The sequence below is a fragment of the Dendronalium phyllosphericum CENA369 genome (genome assembly GCF_016056275.1).
In the GTDB taxonomy this organism is placed as follows: domain Bacteria; phylum Cyanobacteriota; class Cyanobacteriia; order Cyanobacteriales; family Nostocaceae; genus Dendronalium; species Dendronalium phyllosphericum.
The window spans coordinates 101,786-113,630 of record NZ_JAECZA010000228.1; the positions used below are offsets into that span (position 1 = coordinate 101,786).

The following is an 11,845-nucleotide window of genomic DNA, read 5'->3' on the forward strand; positions in this document are numbered from 1 at the left end:
TTAGGAGTAAATTTTTCAACTGAAACACCCGATGCTGAACATTCCCCAACTACTGGCAACTGAACTAGACCTCAAACCTTATCAGGTGCAAAACGCGCTGGAACTTTTGGCAGAAGGTGCGACAATTCCTTTTATTGCGCGTTATCGCAAAGAACGCACCAATGAAATGGATGAAGTCCAACTGCGCGATTTGGCCGAACGCTATACTTACTTAACAGAACTAGAAGAGCGGAAATCGGTAATTTTGAATGCGATCGCCGAACAAGGTAAACTCACCGAAGAACTGAAAACGAACATCGCATCCTGTTTACAAAAAACTGAACTTGAGGATTTATACTTACCCTATCGACCCAAGCGACGTACCCGCGCCACTGCTGCTAGAGAGAAAGGACTAGAACCCCTAGCAGAATTTATCAAGTCTTTGAATGCGAAAAATGCTGTGTCGGCTTCGCTAGAAGAAGCAGCAGCAAAGTATATTTCGGAAGAAAAGGGAGTAAAAACCCCACAGGAAGCGCTCAAAGGCGCTGCTGACATTTTAGCGGAAGAAATAGCAGAAAAAGCTGATTTACGAGCATATATACGCGATTATCTTTTAGAAGATGGAGTATTCATCTCCCGCATCAAAGATGATTATCCAGAAGGTACAACTAAATTCGAGATGTACCGTAACTATCAAGCTAAAGTGAATAATATTGCACCTCACAACATGTTGGCATTGTGTCGGGGTGAGGCTGAGGGAGTATTAAACTATGAAATTGCCTTTGATGAAGATTTAGTACTTTCTTATCTAGAAAACCAAGAAATTAAAACAAAAGTCCGGGTAATTCGGGATTTTTATCAAGCTATGCTGAAAGATGCATTTAATCGCTTGATGAAGGCTTCACTCGTGGGGGAAGTAATTTCAGAAAAGAAAGCTTATGCAGATGTTGAGTCAATCAAGACATTTGAAACTAATTTGCGAGAATTGTTACTATCTGCACCAGCGGGAATGAAACCGACTTTGGCAATCGATCCCGGCTTTAGAACTGGGTGCAAAGTTGCAGTACTTGACCAAACTGGGAAATTTTTAGAATATCAAGCGGTGTTTCCCCACCAAGCAGCCGAACAACGTACTAAAGCTGCACAAACAATCAAGAATCTAATTGAAAAGTACAAAATTGAGTTAATTGCCATTGGGAACGGTACAGCTTCCCGCGAGACAGATGAGTTTGTCTTGCAAGTATTACAAGCAATAGACCGCAAACCAATTAAAGTAATGGTGAATGAGTCCGGTGCATCTATATATTCTGCTAGTAAAGTGGCACTAGAAGAGTTTCCCGATTTAGATATTACCGTGCGCGGTGCGATCAGTATCGGTCGCCGCTTGCAAGATCCCTTGGCGGAACTTGTGAAAATCGATCCTAAATCGATTGGCGTGGGACAATATCAGCACGATGTCGATCAAAAGTTGCTGAAAAAGAAGCTGGATGAAACCGTTGAAAGCTGCGTTAACTATGTTGGTGTAGACTTAAACACTGCTTCCAAGGAACTTTTGACCTTTGTTTCTGGAATTACAGCAGCGGTTGCCAACAACATTGTCGCCTATCGCAACCAGTATGGAGCCTTTAAAAATCGCCGACAACTTTTGAAAGTGCCGAAGTTAGGGCCGAAAGCATTTGAACAGGCGGCGGGTTTTTTGCGAATTCGCGGTGGTGACAACCCTCTTGATAATACAGCTGTGCATCCCGAAAGTTACTCAGTTGTGGAAGCGATCGCATCCGATCTCAATGTGCCATTAAATCAAGTAACGCAAATTGCGGAAAAATTTAAAAAGACAAATCTCAAAAAATACGTTACTGATACTGTCGGCGAACCCACACTGCGCGATATTCTCAGCGAACTTGAAAAACCCGGTAGAGATCCCCGTGCGGAATTTAAATATGCCACCTTTAAAGAAGGAATTAAGGAAATTACCGACTTACAGGTAGGAATGGAATTAGAGGGAATCATCACCAATGTCGCTAACTTCGGTGCGTTCGTAGATATTGGCGTGCATCAGGATGGTTTAGTGCATATTTCCCAACTAGCCGACAGATTTGTAGACGATCCTAAAAAAGTTGTCAAAGTTGGACAAGTTGTGAAAGTCAAAGTATTGGAAGTCAACGCGAAATTAAAGCGGATTAGTTTGTCAATGAAAGCACTCAAACAATCATAGAGAGTAGGGAGTAAGAGAGAACAATCTCTACCAAATATCTTTTTGTATTTCTGAATTACGAATTAGTATGACAGTTTATCAAGTTCGACTCATCAATCCTGCTATAGGATTAGATCGCACTATTCAAGTACCCGACGATCAATATATCCTGGACATAGCAGAAGAAACTGGCATTCGTCTACCATCTGGGTGCAAACAAGGCGAATGTTCGGCCTGTATTGCCAAACTTATCAGCGGTGAAGTCGATCAAAGCGAACAAAAATTTCTCCAACCAAGTGAAATACAGGCTGGTTATGTTGTTACTTGTGTAACTTACCCCTTGTCTGATTGCACTTTAGAAACTCATCAAGAACAAGTCTTATATGAATCAGCCCTTTATTATAAGTCTGAGTCTGGAAAATCTGAGTAATTTTTGCTGTGTAAACATTAAATTAATCTTAATTTTTTGAGTGCGTTAAACAAATTTAACGCACCCTGAAAAATACTGCATTATAGCACTTACGAGTAGGGGCGCACAGTCAAATGTGCATACGATAACTACTACAATTCTCTCGATGATAGACCTAACGGTAGAAGTGAATTCTACCTTCCAAGAGAGGTTAAAATCTAGCACATTGTTAAAGATGAGATCAGAAGGTTCAAATAAAAAATCTCTAGTTATTAGGTAAAAACAATGTTGACTCCATTTTTAACCGCGTTAGCTACAGCTTTAAGCTTATTAATAGTTGATTTAGTTGTTCCAAATGTTGATATTGCTAATTTTCCCGCAGCTTTGATTGCTGCTTTAGTTATTGGTTTAATTAACGGTTCGTTTAAACCGATTCTTTCTACTCTTTCTCTACCACTCAACTTTTTAACATTTGGAGGGTTTTCGCTCATCGTTAACGGTTTGTGCTTCTGGTTAGCAGCAGTGTTAGTTCCTGGGTTCTCAGTTCATGGAATTATCGGTTTTATTCTTGGGCCGGTGATTCTATCTTTGGCTAACACCTTCATTAATAACTACTTTGTGGAAAGAAACCTTCTAACTAGCGGTCAGAATGTAAAAACCCAAGGTGAATTACCTTCTAGATAAGTATCAGCAGGGGTAGAAACGCTAACTCGTTCGCGTCTCTACTCCAAGTAAAATCTCCGAATTGACATAACTGATGAGATGAATTTCGTCATTCGGTGTTTTCTAGAGAATGTCATTAAACAAAATCACAAATTTGTCACAGTAACAACATCATGAAATTAGTCAATTTTCTTCTAGGTTTGTTAGTGCCTCCTTTAGGCGTTTTCTTGACAGTCGGAGTCGGCCCAACTTTGATTATTAACATTTTGCTGACACTTCTCGGTTGGCTTCCTGGTAGTATTCATGCAGTTTGGGTTATTGCCAAACATGAAGAACAACTAAATAGAGAAGGACGTATTTCATAATCCGCAAAATCCATTTTATTAAGGGGTAATTGTGCTTTAACAATTATCTCTTTTTTATGTTTAAAATTATGGCGTTACTAACTGAGAATACCTTTTACCCCAGATAAAACAGATTTTAGTATTCTTCTATTTGAAAAGGAGCAATTGTAATTCAATAGACCTATGAGCAAAAGTAACTTTTGCACTCCTATGGGAAAAGGTAAAGGTTTCTTATTCCTTTCACCTTTCCCCCTTACCCTTTTCCCGACTTCTGCAAGAAGTCCAATTTATCTGTTGCATTAAAATAGGGTGGAAGTTATCCACCCTATCTTATGAAATCAATTGTATGAAACCGTCTACTTATGAATAGTCTCGCGTTGTTTATCAGCAGGTTCTTTATCTTTGAATAAATCAGCCGCTGTTAGGAGTAACTCCCTCAACGTTTGCTTGATTTGGCGCTCTTTTCTAGCAATGGATGTACCAGCTTCACCTAGTTTATCTTCTAACTGCGATCGCTTCTGTTCTACCTGTGTAGCTATAGCTTCGGCTTGAGGACGGGCTTGATTGTACCATTTTTTGGCATCATCTAGATAAACCTTGACTTCCTCCGAGCGTCCGCCATAACGTGCTGCTAAGTTAGCTCGGACAATAGCTAATTGCGCTTGTAGTTGAGCGTAACGTTTCTTGAGTAAAGAGACTTCTTCGCTATTTTTGACCGAATTTACAGCTGAATCAATTACAGTTTTAGTACCATCTGTTTTTTGTTGGCCTGTTTCTTCAATTTCAGCCAAAATTACATCAACATCTTGCTGAAGTTGTTCTTCTTCACTATCAAGTTGAGCTTGTAATTTTTGCAATTCTAATTGAGTTCTCGCAATAGATTCATGTCTTTTACTATTGACACCTTCTAGCGCTCCTTCGATGGATGCTGTTACATCTTCTTTAATTTCTGCGCCTTTACCTTGCAAGCTTTCAATCACAGCAGAAACAGCTTCTTTGACAAGAACGCGAATTTCACCGGAACCTTCTTTAAACTCAGATGCTACCTGAGAAACAGCCGCTTTGACAATTTCACGAATTCTTTCGGTTCTTAACTGTCCAGTTTCTTTAACTTGTTTGAGGTCGGTTTGAATTTGTTCTTTGATGTTGTTAGCCATTTTTACTCTGGAGAATTAACTAATTTGGATAAAAATTTATAGACATGCTGCTCTATCCACATTATGACGTAGCCATTTGGTAGCAGGCACTTCCTTTAGATAGAAACTCGCTGTATTTTAGCTGAGTTACTCTGATACTTAAATGCAGCAACAGGTGATGTGTAATCAGTTGCCTATTCATGGGATGATTAGTATCTGTTGGTAGTAAATGAGAATTAAGTATGTGGCGGGTAAATATCACTTGCTCAAACGATGCATGGAAGCAGTACGGTAGTGATTTTAAGACGACGGCTGAGAAATACCAAGCTGATTGTATTGCCTCTAAAAAAATGCCAGATGGAACGCGGATTATGGCATATAAAATTGAAGATGTCAGCGATGCTGAAGCTTTTCAGGAAGATTGTGCAAATTTTGTAGGTTTTACAACTGACTTTGAATCTTTGTAAGCTTACCTCTGTCGATTATTGATTTTTACAAACAGCAAGAAAAATCTGAGGATAAGCTAAATGAAAAAACTACTAACATTAATACTAGTGGTGCTTTTATTATTCACAACTACTTTTACTTTGCCTGCAAGTGCAGCAGATACAGTTAACGGTGCAGAAATCTTTAACGTTCATTGTGCTGGTTGTCATGTCAATGGCGGTAATATTGTTCGGCGGGGAAAGACGTTGAAAAAGAAAGCACTCAAAAAATATGGTATGGATTCGGTAGAAGCGATCGCATCTATTGTCACCAATGGTAAAAATAATATGTCAGCCTATAAAGACCGTCTCACCCAACAGCAAATCCAAGATGTTGCTGCTTACGTTCTCGAACAAGCTAATAAAGATTGGCGTTAAAGAATTAAAAATAAAAAAATGAATTTACCAGCAGAAAGCCGTCTTCAATTTACCAATGATTTAAATATTTGTCGGATATTAAATGGCATGTGGCAAGTGTCTGGCGGACACGGACGCATAAATTCCCAAGCAGCTATTCAAACTATGTTTAAATATTTGGATGCTGGCTTTACAACTTGGGATTTAGCAGACCATTATGGCCCCGCAGAAGATTTTATTGGGGAATTTCGCCGTCAAATAATTGCTAATCGTGGTAAAGAAGCTTTGGCTAATATCCAAGCTTTTACAAAATGGGTTCCTCGTCCCGGTAAAATGACGAAAAAATTGGTCGAGGAAAATATTAATATTTCCCTAAAAAGGATGGATGTCGAATCCTTAGACTTGATGCAATTTCATTGGTGGGAATATCAAGATAAAAACTACCTGGATGCTCTCAAGTATATGACAGAACTACAAACTGAGGGAAAAATTAAGCATCTCGCATTAACTAACTTTGATACAGAACACTTGAAAATTATTATAGAAGCAGGCATTAAAATCGTTTCAAATCAAGTGCAATTTTCGCTAGTTGACCGCCGTCCGGAAATGAATATGCTTGAGTTTTGTCAACAGCATGATATAAAACTTTTTACTTATGGTACGGTTTGCGGCGGTTTGCTATCAGAAAAGTATCTAGGAAAATCGGAACCGCGAGGCTTAGAATTAAGCACAGTGAGCTTGCGAAAATATAAGAATATGATTGATGCTTGGGGTGGTTGGCAATTATTTCAGGAGTTGCTTTCTATCCTCAAACAAATTGCTGACAAACATAGAGTTAGCATTTCTAATGTGGCAGTACGTTATATCTTAGATAAACCAGCCGTAGGAGGTGTAATAGTTGGTGCAAGGCTGAGTGTATCCGAACATATAGAAGATAACGCCAAAGTCTTTAATTTTACTTTAGACGCTGAAGATAGCGATCGCATCGATACCATATCTCAAAAATCGCGTAACTTATATCAACTCATTGGTGATTGTGGCGACGAATATCGACGATAAAAATTCAGGCTGCGATGATCTCAAAGAGCATCGCAGCCTGGAAAATGAATGAAGTCGAGTTAAGCAGCAGACTCTAACAATTTGATGTTTGAGAAGATAAATTCCTGAATTGACAGTTTACCTGCTGTTTCAGTGCGAATCTCCCGGCGATTCAAAATAAAATAATTGCCAACCTTTTCATACTCGTCGGTAAATTCACTTCTGCCTCCCTTCTGTTCCCCAGTTTTGGGGTCGCGATATATAGAGTCATAAGTATGGGATAGGTAGCCTTCGCCAGTGTCGTGACTGCTGAAAGTGTTAATTGTCACTACAACGCCGTGAATTTGACGGTGAACTAAGCACACCTCATTATTGCGGACTTTGTAGCGATCGCCTTCAGACTTGCCACCAACTAAAATCTCTACAGCATCTGTTAAGTCAGTGTCGCCATAGCTAAAAGTGTTTTCGCCGTGGGTTTCTTCAAAGCTGCGACGGATGCGGTGAATTGCGATTTCCCACGCTTGGCCGTGAATCGCTTGCTTTGCTTGCTCGTCATCAACACCTAAAACTTCAGCTTTGAGATTGGCATTGATGCGAACTTGACCTGTAATTACTTTATCGTCATCCTTAAAAGTAATATCTGCGGTATAACCGGGAAAATTCTGATCCCAAGTGTAGCGGTTTTCATAAGCAGCCCGGAAAAGTTCCTGAGCAGAGAGTTTTGTAACTGTCATGTGCTTCTCCTAGCGTTACCAGTTAGATTAGCGTTTTAGCGTTGCTGGTATTAGCATAGAAGTAATTGTTGAGTCTCGCATAGACCCCAACTGGGTACACTTATGCCTAATTTTCTCCACGCTATATTTCAAGCGATCGCTAATGTTGGCAATGAGCAAGAATTACAACTAGCTCTAGCAGACAAAATTAGCGAACATTTTGGCGTGCAACATTGGGGTATCTATTTTCTAGACGACCCAGCGACTGAGGTTGATAACATTCCAGCCATTCCAGCAGTCTGCTTAGAAAGCAATCCTGTTGGTCGCTATGTGGTTGAGCGTCACGCTCCCGCTCACGAGCAACTGATATTATCTCCAGGAGACTGGAAGCATTTTTGCTCGCGCCACGACCACGAACACGTGATGACCGGGCCAATAGTTTGTGATGGTCGTCTGGTTGGCACGCTTAATTTGGCCAGAGACAGGGGAAATCCTGCCTTTAATGGCAACGATTTAGCTGATTTAAGCGCTTTATGCATTCATTTATCAGCAAAACTTGCCACTCTAAGGGCAACACCATCAAAAATCCCTAACACTCTCTTAGAAAGCCCTCTCACACCCCGCGAGTTAGAAATTGCTCAGTTGGTGGCACAAGGGTTAACAAATGCCGAAGTTGGTGAAAAACTTTGGATTACGCAAAATTCTGTCAAGCAAGCTTTAAAAAGGATGTTTCGTAAATTGGAAGTTTCAGCTCGCACTGAGATGGTAGCAAAACTACACTTAATATCTCCTCACAAACTGAAATAAATCAAGTAAATAGGGAACTACAAAAAATTAACAATTCAGCTTGAAATTGTTGATTTTTGACTGTAAACAAACTCATTGCCAGAAAAACCCAGCAAATAAAAGGGGCAAGAGTAGAAGGACAGACACAATCAAAACGAAGGTTCCGGGATCGATTTTAATAATGTTTTTCTCTTGATCTCGCATTTGACACTTTCTCAGTTTATCGGTACTTGAACCCAGCCTAAAGGATGCTTGCTTCTTTTTTAAAGCTCCATTAGGTTGAAAAGTGTAAACTCAATAGTTAAATGAGAAATTCTATCTATGAGCTTATTTCTTCCAAGGTAGCTTAGTACCCATTTCAGTCAATGCTGAAAAAATCAGATAAAGGATAAGTAATCCAACACCCGCGAAAAAAGGTAGTAAATCGTTATCCATAAATGCTTATAGCTGTAACTTTGCTAATCATAACGGAATAGCGTTGAGCAGTTAATATCTCGCACTCCGACTTCTATTGTTGTCTGTAAGACGGTTAACTATTATTGTCTTTTAAATAACAATGACAATCTGGCTTTTCAATCAACGATTCAACCAGAGCATTCAGGGAAGTAGCTGCTAACAAACCACCTCCTAATGTGCCTTCAATTGTGATGTAAGGTATATTTTGTTGCATTAGTTGTCGCTTGGCTGCGGGAGCATGGCTAAAGCCAATGGGCATAGCGATCGCTAACGCAGGCTGAATTTTTTGTTTGTTAATGGCTGTACAAGCTTCTAACAGTACTGAGGGAGCGTAACCAACGACTAACACGGAATCTTTTGTGACTTGCTGTAATTTTTCCTGCCATTCTTGACGCTGCCAAAATTCCTGTTCTGCTTCTGTGGCAGTAGTGATGTGGGGATTATCGATCAACGTTGTAACTCGACAGCCCAAGTGAACTAATCTAGTTTGGTCTAGGGCAGCCGCTACCGTGGGAATATCTACAAAAATATCACAACCTGACTTGAGGGCTTCTCGACTAGCTGCGATCGCATCTCGACTCAATCTGACAAAAGACACTAAGCTGACATCGCCACAAGCCAAAACCAACTGAGAAATCAGGTGTTGTTCGATTTCCGAACGGTCAGATAAATCGGGTAACAAGTGTTGCAACGATTCTTGAAAAGCTTCTGAATGTGTATGGACTTGTGCATCTAAGCCACTCCAAAGTTTTTCTAGTCCTCCCAATCCGGCTTGAGTTTCTACTTCCAGTAACTTGAGTTGTGCCAGCACCTCAGCCTGCATAATTTGACAATGGCGATCGCGTCCCAATAATCCTTCGAGTGCCGATGCTGTTTGCCGGAGTTGAGAAATTTGCTGTATGACTGCGCGGTATTGTTGCTGAAGTTGTGCCGTCAAGGTTGTAGCGTCTGCTTCTGGTTCCACCTCTAAAATGTGGCGAATGTGGTTGAGTTGGAACCCTTGCTGTTTGAGTGCCACAATTCGTTGCAGGCGGATGACATCTTTTTGCGTGTAAAGGCGATAGTTGCTGAGCGATCGCACTGGTTGCGGTAGTAATCCTAATTGATGGTAATGTCGCACCATCCGCGGAGTTAAACCGCCACCGACTAGATGCGTTAACTGCTTAATTGTTAGCTCTGTGCTGTTAATTTTCACGAATTAGAGTCTTAATAATACTTTAAAATCTTTCATGCTTTGCATTTTTAATTTTAAGCCTTGACCTTGACATTAATGTTAAGGTTTAGCTTGAGAGATGTCCTTGTTAATTCAACTCTCATGCTCTACCCACAACGTTTTACCCAATTCACTAGAGAACATGCAGATACCTTAGCAGCCCTATTATGTGGGTTATTACTATTTCTCGGCTGGTTTGCTTTGCATCTTGGCGCTTTGGGATGGGCATTACTGCTGTTACCTGCTGCTTATGTGATTGGTGGTTACGAAAGTGCCCGTGAAGGACTGACTACCCTAATTAAAGAAAAGGAACTGGATGTAGATTTACTGATGATTGTGGCAGCTGTCGGTGCTGCTAGCTTAGGTTTGTGGCGTAGGGAATATCATCTAATTATTGATGGGGCAATTTTGATACTCATCTTTGCCATTAGTGGGGCACTGGAAGGCTACGCTATGCGGCGAACTGAGCGGAGTATTCGCAGTTTGATGAGTTTGACACCAGATACAGCCAGAGTTTTACACCAGCAAGGAGAAGAAGAAGTTCCCATTTCGCAACTAAGGGTAGGGGATGAGATAGTCGTTAAACCTGGAGAACTAATTCCTACAGATGGCATTATTGTGTCTGGTTACAGCACTCTCAATCAAGCTGCAATTACAGGCGAGTCGTTACCTGTAGAAAAGACGGTAGGTGAAGAAGTATTTGCAGGTACACTCAACGGTTATGGGGCACTGAAACTTCAAGTACACAAACCAGCTGCAAGTAGTTTGATTCAGCGTGTAATTCGCTTGGTAGAACAAGCACAAACGGAAGAACCGCCTTCCCAACAGTTTATCGATCGCTTTGAACGGGGATATGCAAAAGTAATTGTGCTAGCTGGGATTTTGCTAGCAATTTTACCGCCGTTTATTTGGGGTTGGGACTGGGAAACGACAATTTATCGCGCTTTAACTTTTTTGGTGGTAGCTTCTCCCTGTGCGTTGATGGCAGCTATTATGCCCACACTGCTGTCGGGAATTGCCAATGGTGCAAGACAAGGGATTTTGTTTAAAAATGGGGCGCAGTTAGAGAAAATTGGTAAAGTCCGAGCGATCGCTTTTGATAAAACTGGTACTCTGACCACAGGACAGCTACAAATATCCCAGGTAATTGCTGTTAGTGAATACTCGCAAGCAGATGTATTGAAAGCAGCAGCAGCTTTAGAATCTTCTTCAGAACATCCCATTGGTAAGGCGATCGTGCAGGCAGCTAATGATTTAGACTGGGTGCGCGGAGTAGAAGTGCAAGCCATACCCGGACAGGGAATTACTGGAATTGTCAACAACCAAAAAGTAATTGTAGGCAAGGTAGCTTTTATACAGCAACATCTGACCCAGTTACCAGAGGAATTATTGGATTTGGCTCAATCTCTGGAACAGGAAGGTAAAACTGTTGTTTGGGTAGCACAAGCCGAACAGGTAATGGGTGCGATCGCAATTGCAGATACAATCCGAACAGAAGCAGTAGCAAGTATTACCCGACTACGAAAGCTGGGAATTGCAGAAATCGTGATGATTACAGGTGACAATCAGCGCACTGCTGATAGTGTCGCCCAAGCTGTTGGAATTAGTCGAGTGTATGCAGAACTTTTACCCGAAGATAAGCTAGATGTCATTCGGAGTTTGCAGAAGCAGTATCAAACAGTGGCAATGGTGGGAGATGGCATCAACGATGCACCAGCCTTAGCTCAAGCATCTGTGGGTATTGCAATGGGAGTAGCAGGTAGTGATGTAGCTTTGGAAACCGCAGATGTAGTGCTGATGGCAGACAAATTAGAGAAAATTGCCACCGCAATTAAATTGGGCAGGCGATCGCAAAGTATAGTTAAACAGAATATAGTCGTAGCCTTGGGATTTATTGTTTTGCTATTAGTTGGTAACTTTTTAGGCAATATAAACTTACCTATCGGGGTAATTGGTCATGAAGGTTCTACAGTATTAGTTACCCTCAGTGGACTTAGATTGTTGAAATAAGAGTCAATAGTCAGTAGTCAGTAGTTATTCTCCCCTGTTTCCCCTGCTCCTCTGCTGCCGAT

General features: G+C 40.9%; 12 protein-coding genes. 9 read left to right on the top strand and 3 right to left on the bottom strand.

Going from position 1 to position 11,845, the window contains the following annotated elements; genetic code table 11:
• The first annotated feature begins 31 nt into the window (after window positions 1–31).
• The 4 genes from I8752_RS25745 (at window position 32) to I8752_RS25760 (ending at window position 3,610) form a co-directional block, all read left to right on the top strand.
• A complete protein-coding gene (locus tag I8752_RS25745) occupies window positions 32–2,194 on the top strand; it encodes a Tex family protein (protein WP_214435073.1) in 2,163 nt (720 codons plus the stop codon).
• A gap of 67 nt (window positions 2,195–2,261) precedes the next feature.
• A complete protein-coding gene (locus I8752_RS25750) occupies window positions 2,262–2,603 on the top strand; it encodes a 2Fe-2S iron-sulfur cluster-binding protein (protein WP_214435074.1) in 342 nt (113 codons plus the stop codon).
• 264 nt (window positions 2,604–2,867) lie between these two features.
• The gene (locus I8752_RS25755) at window positions 2,868–3,266 is read left to right on the top strand and encodes a phage holin family protein (protein WP_214435075.1); all 399 of its coding nucleotides are present in this window, start codon (window positions 2,868–2,870) and stop codon (window positions 3,264–3,266) included.
• 152 nt (window positions 3,267–3,418) lie between these two features.
• Window positions 3,419–3,610, top strand: coding sequence for a YqaE/Pmp3 family membrane protein (locus I8752_RS25760; RefSeq protein WP_214435076.1), 192 nt, complete (start codon window positions 3,419–3,421; stop codon window positions 3,608–3,610).
• 335 nt (window positions 3,611–3,945) lie between these two features.
• Here I8752_RS25760 and I8752_RS25765 read toward each other — a convergent pair whose 3' ends face one another.
• Window positions 3,946–4,746, bottom strand: a complete 801-nt coding sequence (locus tag I8752_RS25765) for a histidine kinase (RefSeq protein ID WP_214435077.1) — start codon at window positions 4,744–4,746, stop codon at window positions 3,946–3,948.
• Between the two features lie 221 nt (window positions 4,747–4,967).
• On the opposite strand from I8752_RS25765, the gene I8752_RS25770 reads away from it, so the two are divergent.
• The 3 genes from I8752_RS25770 to I8752_RS25780 are packed head-to-tail and all read left to right on the top strand — an operon-like array spanning window position 4,968 to window position 6,626.
• A complete protein-coding gene (locus I8752_RS25770; protein ID WP_214435078.1) occupies window positions 4,968–5,192 on the top strand; it encodes a hypothetical protein in 225 nt (74 codons plus the stop codon).
• A gap of 60 nt (window positions 5,193–5,252) precedes the next feature.
• Window positions 5,253–5,588 carry a cytochrome c6 PetJ gene (petJ, locus tag I8752_RS25775; RefSeq protein WP_214435079.1) on the top strand — a complete coding sequence of 112 codons (336 nt, stop codon included), beginning with the start codon at window positions 5,253–5,255 and terminating at the stop codon, window positions 5,586–5,588.
• Between the two features lie 18 nt (window positions 5,589–5,606).
• The gene (locus I8752_RS25780; protein WP_214435080.1) at window positions 5,607–6,626 is read left to right on the top strand and encodes an aldo/keto reductase; all 1,020 of its coding nucleotides are present in this window, start codon (window positions 5,607–5,609) and stop codon (window positions 6,624–6,626) included.
• Between the two features lie 59 nt (window positions 6,627–6,685).
• On the opposite strand, the gene I8752_RS25785 is transcribed toward I8752_RS25780, so the two are convergent.
• Window positions 6,686–7,339: a DUF3386 domain-containing protein gene (locus tag I8752_RS25785; protein WP_214435081.1), complete on the bottom strand. Its 654-nt coding sequence runs from the start codon at window positions 7,337–7,339 to the stop codon at window positions 6,686–6,688.
• 102 nt (window positions 7,340–7,441) lie between these two features.
• Here I8752_RS25785 and I8752_RS25790 point away from each other — a divergent pair, with 102 nt between their 5' ends.
• Entirely contained in the window at window positions 7,442–8,125 is a 684-nt protein-coding gene (locus I8752_RS25790) for a helix-turn-helix transcriptional regulator (RefSeq protein ID WP_214435082.1), read from the top strand.
• Window positions 8,126–8,633: 508 nt separating this feature from the next.
• Here I8752_RS25790 and I8752_RS25795 read toward each other — a convergent pair.
• The gene (locus I8752_RS25795) at window positions 8,634–9,749 is read right to left on the bottom strand and encodes a precorrin-8X methylmutase (protein ID WP_214435102.1); all 1,116 of its coding nucleotides are present in this window, start codon (window positions 9,747–9,749) and stop codon (window positions 8,634–8,636) included.
• Window positions 9,750–9,875: 126 nt separating this feature from the next.
• Here I8752_RS25795 and I8752_RS25800 point away from each other — a divergent pair, with 126 nt between their 5' ends.
• Window positions 9,876–11,783 carry a heavy metal translocating P-type ATPase gene (locus I8752_RS25800; RefSeq protein WP_214435083.1) on the top strand — a complete coding sequence of 636 codons (1,908 nt, stop codon included), beginning with the start codon at window positions 9,876–9,878 and terminating at the stop codon, window positions 11,781–11,783.
• Window positions 11,784–11,845 lie beyond the last annotated feature (62 nt).